At 54.9% G+C, this 20,225-nt stretch carries 19 protein-coding genes; 11 read left to right on the top strand and 8 right to left on the bottom strand.

From position 1 onward, the window contains the following. Positions 1-46: 46 nt before the first annotated feature. Positions 47-583 (top strand): RNA polymerase sigma factor, encoded by a 537-nt coding sequence (locus PH7735_RS00810; RefSeq protein WP_058309446.1) that lies wholly within the window; start codon positions 47-49, stop codon positions 581-583. Then, positions 580-2,520 (top strand): vWA domain-containing protein, encoded by a 1,941-nt coding sequence (locus PH7735_RS00805; RefSeq protein WP_058309445.1) that lies wholly within the window; start codon positions 580-582, stop codon positions 2,518-2,520. The genes PH7735_RS00810 and PH7735_RS00805 overlap by 4 nt, the downstream gene beginning before the upstream one ends. 107 nt (positions 2,521-2,627) lie before the next feature. Here the strand turns inward: PH7735_RS00805 and PH7735_RS00800 are convergent, their stop codons facing one another. From PH7735_RS00800 to PH7735_RS00790, 3 genes are all read right to left on the bottom strand, one after another. Beyond that, positions 2,628-3,101: an Hsp20 family protein gene (locus PH7735_RS00800; RefSeq protein WP_058309444.1), complete on the bottom strand. Its 474-nt coding sequence runs from the start codon at positions 3,099-3,101 to the stop codon at positions 2,628-2,630. A 146-nt stretch (positions 3,102-3,247) separates the two neighbouring features. Beyond that, positions 3,248-4,072 (bottom strand): trypsin-like serine peptidase, encoded by an 825-nt coding sequence (locus PH7735_RS00795; RefSeq protein ID WP_058309443.1) that lies wholly within the window; start codon positions 4,070-4,072, stop codon positions 3,248-3,250. Further along, on the bottom strand, positions 4,069-4,839 hold the full coding sequence (locus tag PH7735_RS00790) for a trypsin-like serine peptidase (RefSeq protein ID WP_058309442.1): 771 nt from the start codon (positions 4,837-4,839) through the stop codon (positions 4,069-4,071). Before PH7735_RS00790 ends, PH7735_RS00795 begins: the two co-directional genes overlap by 4 nt. Before the next feature lie 126 nt (positions 4,840-4,965). Between PH7735_RS00790 and PH7735_RS00785 the strand changes: the two genes are divergently transcribed. Next, entirely contained in the window at positions 4,966-5,676 is a 711-nt protein-coding gene (locus PH7735_RS00785; protein ID WP_058309441.1) for a DUF599 domain-containing protein, read from the top strand. Positions 5,677-5,688: 12 nt separating this feature from the next. Here the strand turns inward: PH7735_RS00785 and rlmH are convergent, their stop codons facing one another. The 3 genes from rlmH to PH7735_RS00770 all read right to left on the bottom strand — a co-directional run bounded on the left by rlmH (position 5,689) and on the right by PH7735_RS00770 (position 8,212). After that, on the bottom strand, positions 5,689-6,159 hold the full coding sequence (gene rlmH, locus PH7735_RS00780) for a 23S rRNA (pseudouridine(1915)-N(3))-methyltransferase RlmH (protein ID WP_058311076.1): 471 nt from the start codon (positions 6,157-6,159) through the stop codon (positions 5,689-5,691). A 38-nt stretch (positions 6,160-6,197) separates the two neighbouring features. Further along, positions 6,198-6,581, bottom strand: coding sequence for a ribosome silencing factor (gene rsfS, locus PH7735_RS00775; protein WP_058309440.1), 384 nt, complete (start codon positions 6,579-6,581; stop codon positions 6,198-6,200). A 224-nt stretch (positions 6,582-6,805) separates the two neighbouring features. Next, positions 6,806-8,212 (bottom strand): mechanosensitive ion channel family protein, encoded by a 1,407-nt coding sequence (locus PH7735_RS00770; protein WP_082645175.1) that lies wholly within the window; start codon positions 8,210-8,212, stop codon positions 6,806-6,808. A gap of 403 nt (positions 8,213-8,615) precedes the next feature. Between PH7735_RS00770 and leuC the strand changes: the two genes are divergently transcribed. The 4 genes from leuC (at position 8,616) to PH7735_RS00750 (ending at position 12,843) form a co-directional block, all read left to right on the top strand. After that, positions 8,616-10,022, top strand: coding sequence for a 3-isopropylmalate dehydratase large subunit (gene leuC, locus PH7735_RS00765; protein ID WP_058309439.1), 1,407 nt, complete (start codon positions 8,616-8,618; stop codon positions 10,020-10,022). Between the two features lie 20 nt (positions 10,023-10,042). Beyond that, entirely contained in the window at positions 10,043-10,648 is a 606-nt protein-coding gene (gene leuD, locus PH7735_RS00760; protein WP_058309438.1) for a 3-isopropylmalate dehydratase small subunit, read from the top strand. Positions 10,649-11,002: 354 nt separating this feature from the next. After that, a complete protein-coding gene (locus tag PH7735_RS20940) occupies positions 11,003-11,836 on the top strand; it encodes a hypothetical protein (protein ID WP_058309437.1) in 834 nt (277 codons plus the stop codon). A gap of 104 nt (positions 11,837-11,940) precedes the next feature. Beyond that, the gene (locus PH7735_RS00750; protein WP_233488288.1) at positions 11,941-12,843 is read left to right on the top strand and encodes an endonuclease/exonuclease/phosphatase family protein; all 903 of its coding nucleotides are present in this window, start codon (positions 11,941-11,943) and stop codon (positions 12,841-12,843) included. On the opposite strand, the gene PH7735_RS00745 is transcribed toward PH7735_RS00750, so the two are convergent. Next, a complete protein-coding gene (locus PH7735_RS00745) occupies positions 12,810-13,715 on the bottom strand; it encodes a Rossmann-fold NAD(P)-binding domain-containing protein (RefSeq protein WP_058309436.1) in 906 nt (301 codons plus the stop codon). The two genes, PH7735_RS00750 and PH7735_RS00745, sit on opposite strands and share 34 nt — an antisense overlap. A gap of 96 nt (positions 13,716-13,811) precedes the next feature. Between PH7735_RS00745 and PH7735_RS00740 the strand changes: the two genes are divergently transcribed. Continuing rightward, positions 13,812-14,705, top strand: a complete 894-nt coding sequence (locus tag PH7735_RS00740) for a LysR family transcriptional regulator (RefSeq protein WP_058309435.1) — start codon at positions 13,812-13,814, stop codon at positions 14,703-14,705. 57 nt (positions 14,706-14,762) lie between these two features. Beyond that, positions 14,763-15,869 carry a 3-isopropylmalate dehydrogenase gene (gene leuB / locus PH7735_RS00735; protein ID WP_058309434.1) on the top strand — a complete coding sequence of 369 codons (1,107 nt, stop codon included), beginning with the start codon at positions 14,763-14,765 and terminating at the stop codon, positions 15,867-15,869. Positions 15,870-15,904: 35 nt separating this feature from the next. On the opposite strand, the gene PH7735_RS00730 is transcribed toward leuB, so the two are convergent. Beyond that, positions 15,905-17,509, bottom strand: coding sequence for a Na/Pi cotransporter family protein (locus tag PH7735_RS00730; protein ID WP_082645091.1), 1,605 nt, complete (start codon positions 17,507-17,509; stop codon positions 15,905-15,907). Positions 17,510-17,943: 434 nt separating this feature from the next. Between PH7735_RS00730 and PH7735_RS00720 the strand changes: the two genes are divergently transcribed. Both PH7735_RS00720 and PH7735_RS00715 read left to right on the top strand, forming a co-directional pair. Beyond that, entirely contained in the window at positions 17,944-18,486 is a 543-nt protein-coding gene (locus PH7735_RS00720) for a heme NO-binding domain-containing protein (protein WP_058309432.1), read from the top strand. Positions 18,487-18,500: 14 nt separating this feature from the next. Beyond that, positions 18,501-20,222 carry an ATP-binding protein gene (locus PH7735_RS00715; RefSeq protein ID WP_058309431.1) on the top strand — a complete coding sequence of 574 codons (1,722 nt, stop codon included), beginning with the start codon at positions 18,501-18,503 and terminating at the stop codon, positions 20,220-20,222. Positions 20,223-20,225: the final 3 nt, after the last annotated feature.

The following is a 20,225-nucleotide window of genomic DNA, read 5'->3' as shown; positions in this document are numbered from 1 at the left end:
TTCCAAGGATCGCTCAGCGGTGCGCGTCTAACGGAATACAATGCTTATGGAAACATCTGACACAGATCTGGTCAACAGGGCCAATGCAGGCGACGGCGATGCCTTTGCCGCCCTGCTTGCACGCCATTATGACCGCATCTTCGGGTTTGCTTTTCGACTGACCGGCTCTCACTCCGAAGCCGAGGATTTGACACAAGACATCTGCGCTGCCTTGCCAAATAAACTGCGCCATTTCCAAGGTCGCGCCCGCTTCTCCACATGGCTATATCGCGTTGTTCTCAATGCGTCTCATGACAGGCGTCGCAAGCAGACAACCCAACAACAGGCATCCAACCAATGGGGGGACTGGGAAAAATCGCGAACAGCTGCCATCGCAGAAGATGCCGAACGGATTGACTGGCTGACCCAAGCCATGCGCGCGCTCTCTGATGACCTTCGCGACACGTTGGCGCTTATCCTTGATGACAGAACCCATGCCCAAGCGGCCGAGATACTCGGCGTTTCGGAAGGCACCGTGAGTTGGCGGATGTCCGAAGCAAAGAAACGACTCAAAGACATGAAAGCGCAGGAGGATCACACATGACTGATGACCTCGATGATCTGAAAGCAGCGATGCAGGCCATGACTCCCAAGCCTGATGACGCACGCAAACGTGCCAACCTTGCATTGGCGCAAAAAAACTTTGCGCGACTCCAAGAAACCGACACCGCGGCACGTCTTACCTCTGATGCCCGCAATACAGGCTGGTTCAGAGGAGTCACTGCAATGTTTCAATCCATCTCAACAAAGACCGCGCTCACTGCGACAACAGCGCTGTTTGCGGTCGGTCTGGTGATTTACCTTCCCGTTTTCCCGATGGGCCCTCAATTTGAGACACCCTTCGCCGAAGACGCCGCTTCAGGGATCGATGCGCCTGTGTTGGCGCTTGAGCAATCAGAACCCAGACCTGCACCCCAAGCTGCAGAGGCTCCGCAAGCGATCGCAGGTTTCAAAGACGACGCGCAGGCCGGCATGATGGCTGATACCGCATCTCTTGCCCGCCCTCAGATGCAGCGCTCGAAGAGGAGCGTCAAATATCCCACACCACAAGATGCACCCGGTTTTCAGCAATTCATTGTGGAAAACACAGAAACCTTTCCCGATGCCGAGACCAACCCCATTAGGGTCACATCAGAAGCACCGGTTTCGACGTTTTCCATCGATGTTGATACCGCATCCTACAGCTTTGTGCGCAATGCGATCCTGAACGGTCAATTGCCACCCACAGACGCCGTGCGGATTGAGGAAATGGTCAATTACTTTCCTTACAGCTATGCGGCCCCCGCCACTGATGACACACCCTTTGCCACGCATGTCTCAACATTCCAGACGCCATGGAACTCCGACACCCAAATCGTGCGGATCGGGCTGCAAGGACAAATGCCTGATATGGCCGAGCGCCCCCCACTGAACCTTGTGTTTCTGATAGACACGTCCGGATCGATGAAAGATGCCAAAAAGCTTCCGCTACTAAAGCAAAGCTTCGCGCTTATGCTGACACAGTTGCGTCCCGACGACAGCGTCGCGATAGTCACCTATGCGGGGTCTTCCGGTCAGGTTCTCGAACCGACCAAAGCAACAGACAAAGCCACCATATTTGCCGCTCTGGATGCTCTTGATGCGGGCGGTGCAACCGCTGGTCAGGCCGGATTGCAGCAAGCCTATTCCGTGGCCGACGGGATGCGCGCCAAAGGCGAGATCAGCCGCGTGATACTTGCAACGGACGGTGACTTTAACGTCGGCATTTCCAGCCCGAAAGCTCTTGAAGAGTTCATTTTAACCAAGCGCGACAGTGGAACGTACCTTTCGGTTCTGGGCTTTGGTCGTGGCAATCTTGACGATGCGACGATGCAGGCTTTGGCCCAGAACGGGAATGGGCAAGCAGCCTATATCGACACGTTGAACGAAGCCCAGAAAGTGTTGGTTGACCAGTTGTCCGGCGCACTGTTTCCGATTGCCAACGACGTCAAAATACAGGTCGAATTCAATCCTTCGAAAATCGCCGAATACAGGCTTATTGGATATGAAACACGTTTGTTAAACCGTGAAGATTTTAACAATGACAAGGTTGATGCAGGTGACATTGGCGCCGGACATTCGGTCACCGCCTTATACGAAGTAACTCCGGTCGGGTCCAAAGCACGCCTTACCGACCCGTTGCGATATGGCGAGGCCCCTTCCGGTCTTGCACAGGGGGAAATGGGATATTTGAAGCTGCGTTATAAATCCCATGGAACAGACGAAAGCCAGTTGATTGAAACGCGTCTTCCAGATGTCGCCACCGCGGATGACGAGGCCCGATTTGCAACCGCAATTGCAGGGTTTGGGCAGCTTCTGAAAGACGACCGTTTTCTCGGCGAATGGGGTTGGACAAATGCCATTGCCTTGGCAAACGAGGCCAAAGGCGCAGACCCGTTTGGATATCGCGCCGAAGCGATCCAGTTGATGCGCCTAGCCAAAACTCTGCAAAGCCAAGAGTAACGGGGCGCGTTCTTTCCAAGCAACGTCCGGTGCGAAACCCGCCGCCAAAAAGAAATCCCCCCAACAATCTCTTGTCAGGGGGATCTGTGAAAGCGATGGGCGCCGCGTTAGTTTACGGCTTTTGCATCCATCACGTCTTGCTCAACGCTTTTCGGAGTGGCCGAAGCGATTTCAATCCGGCGCGGCTTGAGCGCTTCCGGAATTTCACGCTCGAGGTCAATGTGCAGCATGCCGTCTAGGTGGCTTGCTCCGGTGACACGCACGTGATCCGCAAGATGGAAGCGACGCTCAAAAGCACGGGTCGCAATACCACGGTGCAGATACGCCCGCTCTTCAGGCTCTTCCGCTTTGCGCGCAGTTACAACCAATGCGTTCTGCTTGACCTCAATGGCCAGTTCTTCGGCACCAAAGCCGGCAACGGCGATCGAGATGCGATAGGCATCTTCTGCGGTTTTTTCGATATTGTAGGGGGGATAGCTGGGCTGTCCTGCTTCATTGGACAGAACACGGTCCATCAGGCTGGCCAATTGGTCAAATCCGACCGAAGACCGGTAAAGGGGTGCGAGATCAAAACTACGCATGGGTCATCCTCCTTGATGAGCGAAACCATTATGTTGTGCCTTCCCGTTTGGGACAGGCGAGATGTGTCGGAACCCAATCATTGGCGTCCCGATGCGTTAGAGGTGGGTAGCTCTTTTACTGGTTTCAAGACCCTCGGGCGGATAGTTCAGTTCACCTTCACGAACTTGGCGCCACCGGCACGCGTCCCGCTGCCGACGGTGATGCGCTTTGCACCTGCTCCCGTGCTCAGAGTGTTCGGCTCGCCATAACGCATACGTTGTTTGAGCCGTGCAACAGCTTCGGGCAATTCCATCCCCAAAGACACCTTGTCGCCGTCACGATCTTTGCCCATCGCAGAGACCACAGACAAAATCCGCATCCGGGTGCCATATCGCACAAACACCGGCGCACCAGATGACCCGAATGTCACGTTACAGTCGAAACTCATCAAGCCGGAATACCGATCAAGAACGCGACAGTCCTTTTGCCATGACAAATGCTCGCTGCGACCACGTCCATAGCTTAGTACGGAAACAACTTCGCCCTTTTCAGGGGTGGTATGGATCGCAAATGGATCGGCTTCGCTCGAATAGATCGGAGAGGCCAACCTCAAAAGCGCAAGATCATGGCGCATCATGGCGCTTTGGATCATGCCATCCTGACTTGGGACATAGCCCGCGTCTGCAATAATCCGGTTGATCTTGCGCACGGACAGGGACTCTCCATTCACATATCCAGATCGAAAAATGACGCGTTCTGGGGCAATCATGCGGCCGGTGTCATCAAACACGCAATGTGCTGCCGTCAACACCAGATCCTGCGCGATCAAGGCGCCCGTGCAAAACCCTTTTCCAACCAGATCAACCCGTCCGATGGCCTCCCATCCCAGAAGCTCGCCACGGCTGCGCAAGGCTTTGAAGGTTTCTCCGCTGGCGACAGGCGCGGCGGTGAGGATGGATAATACAAAAACAAGACAAAGGCGGATGATCATGGCTTGATAAACTTTGCACCAGTGCTGTTGCGGCGTGCCGAGGTGTCGGTTCGAACCTCAGCGCGCAAAAGCTGGATCGCCCCTTCCAGAGACATGCCCAAGGCAACGGGTTCAGCGTTCATGTGCCCCTTTGCAGAGACCACCGATGCAATACGTGGTGTGCCGCCATCAAAGACAAAGATCGGGGCGCCGCTGCTGCCAAATCCCACATCACAAGAGGTCACGTATACACCGCTTTGCTGTCCTTTGACTTCGCACATTTCCTGCAATGATGGCGCCTCAGAACGCTCGAGCGCATAAGACACCACCCCGACCCGTGATCCCCGTCCAAGATGTTCAACCATTTGATAAGGTTTGACCGTGGTGTTGCGGATTGGGTGGTGCAGCTTCAACAGCGCGAGGTCATTCACAACACGCTCGGCACCACCTTTGCTACGGTACCGATAGTCCGGATGCACAACAATCTGGCGCACATTCCGATAGGCCGCAGCGCGGCCATTGCGCCAACCTGCGCGAAATTCGATGTCTTCAGCCAGGATCCGGGCACCGTTCGTTTTATCAAAGACACAATGCGCAGCCGTCAGAACAAGATCGGCAGCGATCAAGGCTCCGGTGCAAAAACCATCCGTGCCAATTTCCAACCGCCCTACGCCTTCCCAGCCGCGGCTGTCTTCGGCAGTATCAAGCCGTTGCAAGTTCGTTGTCTGCGCAATTGCAGCCCCCGCGAAAAGCAGGCCAAAAAGAAGACTGAAAACGATACGCATCATGGGCATTCCCGACTTTGGTTGCCCCTTCGATATCAACGTCAAAAGGCGAAACTTGGGCAGCAAGGTGCAAGCCTCGCGCCAATCTATCGGTTTGGCAGCCTGATCCGCACAGGCTAAGGTGTGGGTATGATCTGGATTGACCGCCTTTCGCTTTTCTCGCCATTGGATTTTTTGGCTGTTGGCCTGCTTAGCCTGTGCTGGGTTGGAATAAGCCTGCGCATTGAAAACTCGCCAGCCGACAACCCCTCGCTGTCCAAGTTGATGACCCGTTATCGGCAAGAGTGGCTCGTGCAATTCGTGAGCCGCACACCGCGTATGTTTGATGCGCAAATGCTGTCGATCCTTCGTCAGGGCACGGCCTTTTTCGCCTCTGCCACTATGATCGCGATCGGGGGGGGGCTGGCCTTGATCGGCAACACAGAGCGGCTTGCCGGTGTGGCAAACGACCTGACCATGGTCAGCGCACCGGCCTTTGTCCTCGAGGTGAAACTTGTGGTGATGTTGCTGTTCATCGCCAACGCGTTTCTGAAATTCGTCTGGGCTCACAGATTGTTTGGCTACTGCTCGGTTGTCATGTCCGCCGTGCCGAATGACCCGAATGATCCAACGGCCCTGCCGCGCGCCAAAAAAGCGTCGGAAATCAACATCACCGCTTCGCGCAGCTTTAACAGGGGGATGCGGTCGGTTTATTTCGGATTGGCGGCAACGGCCTGGTTGTTCGGTGCGCTGGCACTGATTTTGGCAACCCTGCTAACGGTGTTTGTGTTGTGGCGGCGGGAATTCAATTCGCATTCACGCGCGGCCCTTCTGGAACCCACCGACGGTTTCGGCGGATGAGCCGACAGCGGGTTATACCCGATGATACGGCGCGCCAGACAGAATAGACGCCGCCCGATACAGCTGTTCGCTTAACATCACCCGCGCCAACATGTGCGGCCAGACCATCTTTCCGAAACTCAGCTTGGCGTCTGCCTGTGCACGAAGAGACGGATCAATCCCGTCCGCCCCACCGATAACAAAGGCCAGATCGCCACGCCCCTCGTCGCGCCATCCACCCAGCATATTTGCGAAATCGGGTGACGACATCAGCTTGCCACGTTCATCAAGCGCACAAATCACCGCCCCTTTGGGGATGACGCCTGACAACAATCCGGCCTCGGCGGACATGCCGCCGCCTTTTTTGTCCTCGACTTCATGCACAGCAACCGGGCCAAGGCCAAGGGCCCGCCCGGTGCGGTCAAAACGCGTCAGATAGTCATCCAGTAAATCACGCTCGGCGCCGGACCGAAGCCGACCAACGGCGCAAATGTGCACACGCAAAGGCATTTTTCACCCGTCGCCCACGGCTCTTGGATGGGTTAGGCGTTTCCGCCTGGCAACCACATCTTCTCGAGCTGGTAGAACTCTCTCACTTCAGGGCGGAACACGTGGACAATCACGTCACCCGTATCAATCAGCACCCAATCGCCGGCATCCTTGCCTTCGACTTTTGACAGCCGACCGAATTCCTGTTTCAGACAATCCACCAGCTTTTCAGAGATCGCGGCCACCTGACGGGTCGAACGACCCGAACAAATCACCATGTAATCACCAATAGCCGACTTGCCGCGCAGGTCGATTTGGACGACCTCTTCGGCTTTGTCATCTTCTAGCGAGGAAATGATACGCGCCAACAGTTCTTCGCTGGTTGCGCCGGTCTTGGCCCCGTTGCCTTCAGGGCCCGCTGCAGCATTTTGTGCCACGTCAGTATTCAGAGACAGAGATCTGCCCTCCTTTCAACGCGCCGCAAGACCCCGACGCCGGGTATCCTGATAAGATAGCATCGCACACGGCCTTTCTCAATGGCACCTGCGACAGACACTTTCCAAAGACCCTTTTTTGAGGTTTTGCTGCACCACAGCATTCCTGATGCGCCGGCGGCCTCACCAAATAGAAGTCAAAGCACAGACCGGGGAGTGTGAAAGAATTAAGCCTTCTCGGGGCCTTCGCCCTCATCCTCCAATAAACGCACCTCGCGTTGCGGGAAGGGAATACTGATACCCGCCGCATGGAAAGCATCCCAAAGCGCAAGGTACACGTTGCCACGAATGTTGGTGAGACCCTTGGTCGGGTCCTCGATCCAGAACCGCAGAATGTAATCAACCGAGGAGTCTCCGAATCCCACGATGTGACAGACAGGTGCGTTTGGATAGGTCAAAACGCGCCCGACGCTTTTAGCTGCGTCCACCGCAATCTCGCGCACCTTATGGGGATCATCGGCATAGGCCGTGCCAAAGAAGATATCGAGGCGCACATATGAATTGGTATGCGACCAGTTCACAACCTGCCCCGTGATCAGGTCTTCGTTCGGGATCAGGTACTCGCGCCCATCTCGGGTGACCACGCTGACGTACCGCGCCCCGAGGGCGTTGATCCACCCAAAGGTCTCTCCAAGGCTGATCACATCCCCCGGTTTGATGGATTTGTCCAAAAGGATGATGATGCCCGAGACAAGGTTCGACACGACCTTTTGCAGTCCAAACCCCAGACCAACACCGATAAAGCCGGACAGAACGGCCAACCCGCGCAAGTCAAATCCAAGCGTGCGAAGACCAATGATAAAGGCCAACCCGTACAGAATGACCTGCATGACTTTGACGATCAGGACCTGCATCGTTGGCGAGATCGAGTCGTTGCTCTGGATTGTGGCGGATGACTGGCGGGACAGGAACCGGACGATGGCAATCGTAAAGCCCAACATCAAAACGCCCTGTGCCACCTGCCACAAGGAAAGGCGCGCATCGCCCAGATCGATTGCCGCGCTGTCCATCAGCTTCATCGCCTCTTCAGACAGCCCCAAAATCGAAAGGGTCACCCAAATCCAGGCGCCATAGCGCAGGACGCCACGCAAAAACGCATTGTTCACAAGGCGGACCACCACCACCACGACAAGCCACGCGGTGGACAGGTTTGCGAGAATAGCCAGCAAATACGACCTGCTGGGCCACGTCATGCCCCGCATGAACCAAACGGTAAGCCAGATCAGGATAACAAAGATCACCAAAGGCAGGCGTCTGTGTAACGTCACCAAATAGCGATAGCGCCACTTGGGCCAGCCTTCGCGTTCTTTCATCCATTCATAAAGACGTGGTCGCAAAAACTGCGCCAGCAAGACAGAGATCGCCAAAAGCGCAAGAGCAATGGCAACCTGATACGCGTTCCACGTGCGCACCAATCCTTCGGCAAATGACAACACCTGCCCCCAGACCCCCAGTGCGATTTCCTGTGCATCCTGACTGGTGACGCCTTCAAGTGGCGTCGCCGTCTGATCCAGCGTCGTTTGCTGTTCTGCTCCGGTCTGAGCGTCGGTGGTCATCTCTTCCAAATCTGCCATTGTCTCCATCATGCACCCCCGACCGTAGGACGGCAAATGCTTTTGTCTTTCCATTCAATGATTTGCGATCAAAACAGGGGGCAAACAGCTACCACGCACTTTTCATTCAAACAGAAAGGACAACTGCGTATTGACGGAAAACACGGCCCGCCCCTGACAAATTCACCCTAGTTTTGTTGCGACACAATCCGGCCATGTCCCTTCCTGACTTGATGGAAATCGATTCGAGGTGTATGGCAAGCGCATGAAACGCATCTTTGACATAGACGACCGCGCCTTTTTGCCTTGGCGCTTCTTTGGTCAGTCGAAATCTGTCAACGCCGCCCTATGAGCGCGGCGGCGCGCCTTTTGGCGTGCCCGATTTGCAGCCACACAGCCAATCAAAACAGATCGGAGAGGACCCATGTCCCCCAAAACGCTTTATGACAAAATCTGGGATGCCCACGTCGCCCACGAAGCCGAAGACGGCACATGCCTGTTGTACATCGACCGTCACCTCGTCCACGAAGTGACATCGCCACAGGCATTTGAAGGCCTGCGCATGACCGGTCGCACAGTGCGTGCACCAGAAAAAACCATCGCTGTGCCAGATCACAACGTGCCAACCACTGCCGGCCGTGAAGATCCTGCACAAATGACCGAAGAGAGCCGCATTCAGGTTCAGGCGCTGGATACCAACGCCAAAGAATTCGGCGTGCACTATTATCCAGTGTCCGACGTCCGTCAGGGCATCGTGCACATTGTTGGCCCCGAGCAAGGCTGGACCCTGCCCGGCATGACCGTTGTTTGTGGCGACAGCCACACCGCAACCCACGGTGCTTTTGGCGCGCTGGCGCATGGCATCGGGACTTCGGAAGTGGAACACGTTCTGGCGACGCAAACGCTGATCCAGAAAAAGTCCAAAAACATGAAGGTCGAAATCACCGGCAAGCTGAACCCCGGTGTGACAGCCAAGGACATCACGCTGGCCGTGATTGGTGAGACCGGCACAGCTGGTGGCACCGGCTATGTGATCGAATATTGTGGTGAAGCAATCCGCGATTTGTCGATGGAAGGTCGTATGACGGTCTGCAACATGGCCATCGAAGGTGGCGCGCGCGCCGGTTTGATCGCCCCTGACGAAACCACCTATGAATATTGCAAGGGCCGCGCGCATGCCCCCAAAGGTGGCGCATGGGAACAGGCTCTGGCCTATTGGAAAACGCTCTTCACTGACGAAGGCGCGCATTTCGACAAGGTTGTGACCCTCAAAGGTGAAGATATTCAGCCCGTTGTCACTTGGGGCACATCGCCCGAAGACGTTCTGCCGATCACTGGCGTTGTTCCAAACCCTGAGGATTTCGAAGGCGGCAAAGTTGAAGCTGCTCGTCGCTCAATCGAATACATGGGTCTGACACCGGGTCAGAAACTGACCGATATCGAAATCGACACCGTGTTTATCGGATCGTGCACAAACGGTCGTATCGAAGATTTCCGCGCCGTGGCCGAAGTGGTCAAAGGCAAGAAAATCAAAGACGGCATGCGTGCGATGATCGTGCCCGGTTCCGGTCTCGTGCGCGCTCAAGCCGAAGAGGAAGGTCTGGCCGATATCTTTAGAGAAGCCGGATTTGAATGGCGCCTTGCAGGGTGTTCGATGTGTCTCGCGATGAACCCCGATCAGCTGTCCGAAGGCGAGCGTTGCGCCGCAACCTCGAACCGGAACTTCGAAGGCCGTCAGGGATATAAAGGGCGTACGCACCTTGTCTCCCCCGCGATGGCCGCTGCAGCTGCTTTGACGGGCAAGCTGACCGACATTCGCGACTTGATGTAATCTAGGGGCTGGAGAATAAAATGGAAAAGTTTCAAAAACTGCATGGCGTCGCGGCCCCTATGCCGCTGGTGAATATCGACACTGACATGATCATTCCCAAGGTGTTCCTGAAGTCGATCCAACGCACCGGGTTCGGCGTGAACCTGTTTGACGAAATGCGCTACACACGTGACGGGGAAGAGATTCCCGACTTCGTTCTGAACAAACCACAGTACCGCAACGCCGAAATTCTTGTGGCGGGTGACAACTTTGGTTGTGGCTCGTCGCGCGAGCACGCGCCTTGGGCCATTGCGGACTTTGGCATCAAATGTGTGGTCTCGACGTCTTTCGCGGACATCTTCTTTAACAACTGCTTCAAGAACGGCATCCTGCCGATCGTCCTGCCGCAAGAGCAGGTCGACATTCTTATGGAAGACGCGGAACGCGGTGAAAACGCCCGTATGACCGTTGATCTGGAAGCGCAGGAAATCACCACATCCGAAGGCACAACCATTGCCTTTGAAGTGGATGAGTTCAAAAAGCACTGTCTGCTGAACGGGTTGGACGACATCGGCCTGACGATGGAAAAAGCCAGCTCGATCGACGCATTCGAAGCGCGCATTGCTGCAGAACATCCCTGGATGTAAGCGCAAATGTGACGAAATTGAGGCGGGCCGTTCTTTTGAACGGCCCTTCTTTTTTGCCGAAAGGTGAAAAGAAATGCAGACCTTCCAAACAGGTTCGGCGCCTTGTTTGCACCACTACATATTGTATCCAATTGTATAAAAAGCACTTTTCCGCATGTGGATTGATGCAATACAGCATCAGTCCACTGTGTCAAAATCCAAAAATCCCCTTCATTTGAAACAAAGCCTTGAGCCGACGCCTTAAACTAGGCAGAATTGAGGCAAGATTGAGGCAAGCCCCGCCAATGAGCGGGATCAAGTTGGAACAAGATCGCGGCAACGAATCGTGACCGTCCAGTTTGAAGGGAAAAGGCAGTGTTCGAGAAACTTCTTGGCGCTATTACGCGCGCTCTATTGGTGGCTTTGTTGATCGCGACACCCGCACTGGCTTTGCCTGATGTTGGGACGGACGCGATTCATATCGTCGTACTGTTCTCGCTTTTTGCTGGCCTTCTGGTGTTCATCGAATACTTTTCAACCTATCCCAGCATTATTGAATTCCGGTATGCGCCGCCATTCAATCGCCTGCGCTTTGCTGCCATTTTCCTTACGGTCTTCACCCTGTCGACCATCGCGCGCGGACAATACGAGCCCAATGCCTTTACAAGCTTTCTGTCCGCTCTCGGGAATGTAGTTAGCAACTGGCTCGACTTTCCCTATTCTCCCGTGCGCCTGATGGTCATCATGTTGCCAGAGAATGCGACCGTCGCACTGACAGATTCCGTGCGGACAGCAGCCGGTCTTTCATACCTCGTGTCCCTCATGACGCTCGCGATCTTCTATTTCTGTGTGCGGATCATGGGGTGGCCGGCCCGCAATGGTGCCTTTAACGTCTGGGTGAACCTGCCGTTGTTTGATCCGACCGCTGGCGGCGATGTCTTGTCACGTCTGCGTCGCGACGGGCGCCTTAACATTGCGTTAGGGTTTTTGATGCCATTTTTGATCCCAGCAATTGTGCAAATGATGTCTGACCTTGTTGATCCGATTTATCTGGACGACTCGATGACCTTGATCTGGACCATAAGTGCATGGGCCTTTATTCCGGCAAGCCTGATTATGCGTGGCATGGCAATGACCCGCGTCGCCGAAATGATCGACGAAAACCGCCGTCGCGCCTACGCCGCTGCACAAGCGATCCAAGCCGCCTGATCCTCATCCTTTTCCTGTTGGTTTGTGCCCCTTTGGGCGCTGCGGCTGACAAGTTGCGCGTTGCGGTGTTCGACACCGAACTCGCAGCACGCGGACCGGGATTAATGCTGCGCGACATCCGCAGGGGCAGCCCGAAATCCCGATCCGCCGCAGCCCTGATTGCCAAGATCAAGCCCGACATCATTCTGGTCTTAGGCGTTGACTACGACCATGATCTTCAAGGGCTTGCTGCCTTGCAACAAGCGATTGCTGAGCACGGCCATACCCTGCCGGTCCGGTTCGCCCTTCCTACAAATCGTGGAGACCAAAGTGGCATGGACCTCAACGGGGATGGCTGGTCGACCGGAGCAGAAGATGCCTTTGGGTTCGGACATTTCTTTGGTCAGGGCAGCATGGCCATTCTCTCTCGATGGCCAGTATCTCAGGACGGGGTCAAAGACTTCTCTCATCTGTTGTGGAAAGATCTGCCCGGTGCACGATTGCCTTTTGTGGATGGTCGCCCGTTTCCGTCAGAGGCAGCCCAAAGTGTTCAACGCTTGTCGTCCGGGGGGCATTGGATTGTGCACATAGAGACCCCCGCAGGAGACCTGCAGATGCTCACACTAGATGCAACGCCGCCGGTTTTCGACGGAGAGGAAGACCGCAATGGCCTGCGCAATGCTGATGAGCTGCGGCTTTGGCAACATGTCTTGAACGGCGGATTTGGCGGGATAACAAACGAGCAGTTTATCCTGTTGGGCAATGCCAATCAGGATATCCAAAAGGGAGAGGGCCAGAAAGGCGCACTTCGCGCCCTTCTAAATCACCCCCGCCTTCAAGATCCACATCCCGTTTCACGTCTTCGCGGGGACATAACGGCCGACTGGCCGGATCCGACGCCCGGAGACATGCGTGTGGATTACATCTTGCCCTCATCCGCATTAACCGTGCTGGACAAAGGGGTCGCATGGCCCGAAGGCGAGGAAACCAGCCGTCACGCCTTGATCTGGGTTGATTTGGCGATGTGATCCGATGTGGGCAAAACCGCATTCACGGAACGCGCGATGGCCTGCTCGGCCGGTGTATGAACAAACTCGGGAAGGAGTTGCTCAAAGCGTTCATGGCTTAGGGAATGCGGCGTGTTCCACAGATAGCGCATTTCACACAAACAGCGCGCCATAGGCCAGGCCCACGCCAGAAGCTGTAGCGGCAACCAACTCATCCGCTTCAGGTGAATCGCTTGCCCCATCGAGGCCGAGATCATATCCGCGACTTCTTGCCCGCTAAGCGTGAAGCCCGGAAAATGCACGTCTTCATAGACGGCAAGATCTAACCGTTTCTCCGCCAGAAGAACTGCGGCTTTTGCAATGTCTGGAAGATAGGCCCAGGCATGGGCAATGTTCGCTTCGCCAGGATAGGTGAATTTTCCTTTTGCAACATTTGACGCCATAATTCTGTCGAACCAGTTTCCAGACGCAGTGTTGTCGAGATAGTCTCCAGCCCGCAGAACAATGGTGCGGACCCCACTGTCGCGATAGGCTTGCTCCATCTCTATGCGAATTTGCCCAAGAGGGTTGGTCGCGAGATGAGGGGTGGTCTCGCTCCAGACACCCGGATGCCCTGCGCCAAACACATAGACATTTCCGGGGAGGATGACAGTCGCATCTGCGGCGCGTGCTGCGGCAATCACAGATGCATGCAAATCAGGAACCAAACTCGCCCAGTCCTGATATTGCGGGTTCCATGCCGAGACGATGACATCTTTGCCTTGGGCCGCATCCATCAGATTATCAGTTTTCCGATCAAACGGTGTCACCTGCCAACCTGCGGCAGAAAAGGCCGCTGCCGTATGTTGCCCGAAACGACCGGACGCTCCCAAAACAAGAACAGATTGAGACATCTTGAACTCCCACTAATTAGCATTTCTCCCTTACCCTCGACCATTCACATGCATTTAAAAATTGGCAAAAATCAAAGATCGTGTATTCATTTTTGAATGGATAATTTGTCATCAACAGATTGGTCGCTCATTCAGGTTTTTCTGGCAGTTGCGGAAACGGGGTCGCTGTCTGCTGGTGCGCGCCGACTCCACTCCAGCCAACCCACTGTCGGGCGACATATAAAGACACTGGAAACCACCCTTGGTGTCGAACTCTTTCATCGTCATGCAAGGGGGCTCGAACTGACAGAGCTTGGGCAGGATGTATTTCACACAGCCCGCGCCATGCAGCGCCATATGTCCGAACTCACCCTCAAGGCCGCAGGTGCGCAAACCTCGCTGGCCGGCGATGTGCGGATCACCTGTAGCGTGTTTATGGCCCATCATGTTGTACCGGACCTTCTGGCCAGCATTCGCACCAAAGAGCCCGAGATCAAACTGGATTTGCTGGCAACGGATGATACGGAAAACCTGCTATTTCGCGAAGCGGACATCGCCATCCGCATGTATCGCCCCAAACAGTTGGATATGATTGCCAAACACCTTGGGGATATCACGTTGGGGCTGTTCGCAGCTGAAAGCTATGTCGCGCGCAGAGGGCTCCCGCAAACGCCGGAAGATTTCATTAACCATGATATCGTAGGATATGACCGGAACGATCTTATCATTCGCTCAATGACAGATCATGGATGGTCGGTCACCCGGGATACCTTCTGCGTCAGGTGTGACAACCAGACGGCTTATTGGGAGCTGGTCAAGGCAGGGTGCGGGATCGGGTTTTGTCAAAAACACACCGCCATGGCGACTGACGGAATCATCGACCTTGATCTCGGAGTTCCCCTTCCGACATTGCCGGTTTGGCTTACCGCACACGAAGCTATGCGCCACACACCGCGAATTTCCCGTGTCTGGGACCTTCTGTCCGACGGTCTGCAACCCTTCGTTTCTTGATCTTTTCGCGTTCTCCAGCTAGGGCAATCCCAAGCAAATTCATCAAGGACGAAATCCATGAGCAACCCTTCGCTTCTCATTCTCGCCGGCGACGGCATTGGCCCCGAAGTCATGGCCGAAGTACAACGCATCATCGACTGGTTCGGTGACAAACGCGGCCTGAAATTCGACGTGAGCGAAGATCTGGTGGGCGGCGCGGCCTATGACGCACACGGTGTGCCTTTGCATGATGACACAATGGCCAAAGCCCAAGAGGTTGACGCCGTTCTTCTGGGCGCTGTTGGTGGACCAAAATACGACGTTCTGGACTTTTCGGTAAAACCTGAGCGCGGCCTGTTGCGCCTGCGCAAAGAGATGGACCTTTTTGCCAACCTGCGCCCGGCCCAGTGTTTTGACGCCCTGGCAGATTTCTCTTCTTTGAAGAAAGACATCGTCGCGGGCCTCGATATCATGATCGTTCGCGAATTGACCTCTGGTTCCTATTTCGGTGAACCACGCGGTATCTTCACCGAGAACAACGAACGCGTCGGTATCAACACACAACGCTATACCGAGTCCGAGATCGACCGCGTTGCACGTGCTGCATTCGAATTGGCCCGCAAGCGCGGCGGCAAGCTTTGTTCGATGGAAAAAGCAAACGTAATGGAATCCGGCATTTTGTGGCGCGACGTGGTCACTGAAGTGCACGAAGCGGATTACAAAGATATCGAACTCTCGCACATGTACGCAGACAATGGCGCGATGCAGCTTGTTCGGGCACCAAAGCAATTCGACGTGATTCTGACAGACAACCTGTTTGGCGACCTTCTTTCGGATTGCGCGGCCATGCTCACCGGATCGCTGGGTATGCTGCCGTCGGCATCGCTGGGTGCTCCGATGGAAAACGGTCGTCCCAAAGCACTTTACGAGCCCGTACACGGTTCTGCGCCTGACATTGCCGGTGAAGGCAAAGCCAACCCTTGTGCCTGTATCCTGAGCTTTGCGATGGCTCTGCGGTATTCGTTTAGCGAGGGCGGCGAAGCAGATCGTCTTGAAGCCGCCGTTGAACAGGTTCTGGCTGATGGCGTTCGCACGGGCGACCTGATGCAAGCGGACGGTGGAACACCGGCAACAACATCAGAAATGGGCTCCGCAGTGATTGCTGCTCTGGACGCCAGCCTCTGATCCAGCACTGGATATGCAATCGAAACGCCCGCATTTCATGCGGGCGTTTTTTGTTGCGCCTCTTCTGGAAATTCGGGGCGTACTTTGTGAAATGTCTCATAGTGTTTCGCGATACGCTCGGCATGGTGAAGAACACGGTCCAACCATCGCATGGCATCGGTATGAGAAAACACATCTGACACAGAGTACATCCCTGCGTGTTCGCCCAACAACATCGCGCGCCGGTGCCGTTTCCTGCGATGCTCGACCAACCGATGCAGACGGGCCAAACGTTCGGCATCCCGCTCGGTCAAAGGCGCGGGCGGGTGACGCAACAAAGCGGCTCCTACTGCCAAAGCAGGGCGCCTGAGGATTCGATCCTCCAGCAGGATTTGAACAAACGCCGGACGACGCGCGTGCTCTAGCAGCCGCATAACGTGGTCCGTCTGATGCAACAGTTCGGTGTAGATCTTCTCGTCATCTTCGACGCCTTCTGGCAGACGGATATCTTCCAAAAACGCGACCAGTTCTTCGACGGCCTCCTCAACCGGTGCCAAGGCCGCCAACAAGCGCAAATCCGGTTCGGGTTGCAACGCACTGCCCAGCGCATCGAACAGCCGCCCCACAATTGTAATGAGCGCCGTTTGAGCCGCGATCAACGCGGTGCCTGGATCTTGCAGAAGCGCACGATCCAGAGAAATCAGACTGTCGGTTTTGGTTTCCGGCACCAGTCGGGCAATGAACGCCGCGAACTCGGACGTGAAGGGTAAAAACAGGGCCGTTCCCACGACGTTGAACCCCAGATGAAACAACAACAGCGCAGTCATCGGGTCGGTCGCCACGGCCAGCGCCGTCATCTGGTCCTCTGCAAATATCGCGACGGGCAAGGCCAGCGCAGATGTCACAAGGTTGAACACAAGGTTCCCGACGGCAGTTTGGCGCATCGGACGAGAGCCCCCGACAGAGGCCATCATAGCAGTGAAGGTCGTGCCGATGTTCATCCCGATGACCATGGCAGTCGCCTGAGACACCGAAATAACGCCACCGTCCAGCAGCACCAACGCAAGCGCCACAGCCGCGCTAGAAGATTGCACCAGGATCGTGAAGACCGCGCCAATCAACAACAAAAGCAAAACCGATCCCAGCGTGCCCGAGGGAAGCATGTCGAACCTTGCGCCTTCGGTCAGCCCCTTCATCCCATCCTGGAGGAACTCCAGCCCAACCAGCAACAGACACAGGCCCGCGACAACCCGGCCAACACGGGCCAAAGTGCCATGCGCCAAGAGATCCAGCAAAGCCGCCGGGAAGAGCAAGGCCATCGCCAGGCTGCCCAATTGCAACTTGAATCCCAACAACGACACGATCCACCCCGTCGCAGTGGTTCCGATATTTGCCCCGTAGAGAACCCCAAGAGCCTGGCCAAGGCTCAGCAATCCGGCGCCCACAAACCCAACCACCATCACGCTTGTTGCGCTGGAGGATTGGATAATGGCTGTGGTGATCGCACCGGTCATAACCCCGCGCAGAGGGGTTGTGGTGAAACGGGACAGCCAGTCACGAAGATTGCTTCCTGCCGCTTCACGAAGGGCGTTCGTCATGATCTTCATTCCCAGAAGAAACATGCCGATGCCGCCAATGGCGAGGAAAAAATCTTCGTTCATCTACCGACTTTCGTTTGAGCCCAGAGTGCGCCCACATCCCGCCGGTTTCAAGCCAAAGCGTTACCTTTTTAACACCTCCCTTGGGGCACAATGTCACTCTTGAGCCGAAACACCTCTGGCTTGGCGAGTATCCCAATCATGGGAAAGGCGTCACTTACATTCTGCGCACCCATTGTCAGCGTCGAGTACCGCCTGAGCCACGTGAAAGCGCGGCCAAGGCAAAAATGGCCCAAGAAAAATCGTAACGTTTTTAGGCATTTCTGGAAAATGCGCCAAAAGTATAGGTCTGACGCGAACGTAAGCCATTGACCTGACAGCATCCTATACGAAAGGATATAAGACCTACCGGTTTGCGCATTAGAAATGCTTCTATGTTTGCGCTAGTGACTTGTGCAAAGCCATTAGTATGCCACTTTAGAAAAGAGGAAACGGCCATGAAGGGCGTTGTTTTTGTAGAATTGCTGAGCATGGCCGAGTCCGCATTCGGGGAAGCCACGGTTGACAATGTCCTTGATGAAGCTGACTTGGATAACGGCGGTGCGTTTACGGCGGTAGGGAACTATCCGTGTGATCACCTTATAAAGCTGGTTGAAGGCTTTAGCGAAAAGTCTGGTGCAAGCCCAGAAGCCCTGCAACAAAAATTTGGCTTCTGGATGCTCGACTTTTTTGAAAAAGGGTACAGCGATTTCTTTGTCGGAAAAGAAAACTCATTCGACATGCTCGAAGCCATCGATACCGAAATTCACGTCGAGGTTCTGAAGCTCTATCCCGAAGCAGAATTGCCCAGCTTCACAACCGAGCGTTTTGGGGATAGCCAGTTCGAAATGGTGTATTCGTCTCCACGCCCATTGGTGGAGTTTTGCCAAGGATTGATCGAAGCGTGCATTGAACGTTTCAAAGAAACAGCGACAATTGAACGTACTGCTGTTCCAAATCAGCCAAACAACACTAGGTTCTTGATCACTCTCACCTCTTAAGGAGTTATCGTGAATTGAGTGACGACGCAGAGAAACCTGTCTCCCGTTCCCGTTTCGAACGGGAGAAACGGGCACGTCAGGAAGCAGAAGCGCTTCTTGAATCCAAAAGTCGCGAGCTGTTTCTCGCGAACGAAGAGCTTCTCAGCCACCAGAACTCACTTGAGGAAATTGTAGAAGACCGCACCGCAAAGCTTCAGGCCGCATTGGAAAAGGCGCAGGCCGCTTCTGAAATGCGGTCGCGTTTTTTGGCCACGATGAGCCATGAAATTCGCACCCCACTGGGCGGTCTCATCGGTATGATCAACCTGCTTCGCATGGAAGAGGACGACTCGAGAAAGATCGAGCTTCTCGACTATGCCACCGCTTCGGGTACGGCGTTGAAGCGCATCGTGAACGATGTTCTGGATTTTTCAAAAATGGAAGCCGGAGCCTTTCAGTTTCACAAAGAAGCTGTTGATATTCGCGCGCTGACCGCAAGCGTTCTGGCGATGGCGATTGCCAACTCGACCAAAGATGGCCTGACGTTTCGCCAAAGTATCTCTGATACGGTGCCGAACCTGTTTTCGGGGGATGCCACACGCATTCGGCAGGTTCTTTCCAATCTGATCAGCAACGCGACCCGGTACTCTTCGGAAGGGTTGATCGAGGTGCGCGCCACAGCGGAGCATTTTGATAATGGATCGTTGCTGCGCGTTGAGGTGGAAGACCAAGGTGTCGGGATTGCCCCTGATGAAAAACAGCACCTGTTCAAGGATTTCTCGCAGGTTCAAAACAAGCTGACAGCGGCAGCGCAAGGTACCGGTTTGGGCCTCGCAATCAGCAAGCGGATTATCGAAGGCTGCGGTGGCACTATCGGTGTTGAAAGCCGTTTTGGTAAAGGATCCGTGTTCTGGTTCGAACTGCCGGTCGAGATAGTAACGGGCACTTCTGTCGAAGAACTGCCCCAGATACCGGAAATCAAAGATATCGAAGCGCTGTTAAAAGGCGCAAAGGTATTGCTGGCCGAAGACAACAAGATCAATCAGAAACTGATCATGACGTTCCTTGACCGCATGGGGCTTGATGCGGATCTGGCAGAGAACGGGCGCATTGCCGTCGAGAAATTCGAACCCGGTAAATATGACATCATCCTGATGGATGTCGCCATGCCGGAGATGGATGGCCTGCAGGCGACACGCGCCATTCGCGACACTTGGGCTGCGGATCAGATTCCCCCAATTCTTGCGTTGACCGCACACGTCATGGAAACCATCGAGGACGAAAGCCGCAGTGTTGGCATTGATCGAGTATTGAACAAGCCCATTGGTTTTCAAGACCTCAGGATGGGGATCGCCGAAGCGCTCAGAGGCAGAAACAGGTCTTACCGGCGAACCGCAAAGCCGCGTGACGAAGAACAGGCAACCGTTCTGAAATTGATGTCAAAAGACATCGCAGAAGGTCTTGTTCTGGCCATGGATGCCCGCGAGATCAACGCCCTGGTGTCTGACTTTCTGGACGATGGAACACGGCTTTTGAGGGCGATCCGGACCGGCTGGAAGAAGAAAGACTTTGAAACGGTCTCTGCTGACGCGCACTCTCTCAAAGGGGCATCCGGCCTTCTGGGGTTCAAAGACCTTTCCGAATGCGCAAGCATTGTAGAAGACAACGCTGATGTTCTGGACGCAGAAGATTTCGCGGAAGTCACCGACATTATCGCAGATCAAATCAAGATGATCCGGTCCGAAGTGGCATCTTAGGCT

It is taken from the genome of Shimia thalassica (assembly GCF_001458215.1).
Lineage (GTDB): Bacteria > Pseudomonadota > Alphaproteobacteria > Rhodobacterales > Rhodobacteraceae > Shimia > Shimia thalassica.
The sequence above is the reverse complement of the archived record's forward strand: the minus strand, read 5'-3'. Positions and strand labels throughout refer to the sequence as shown.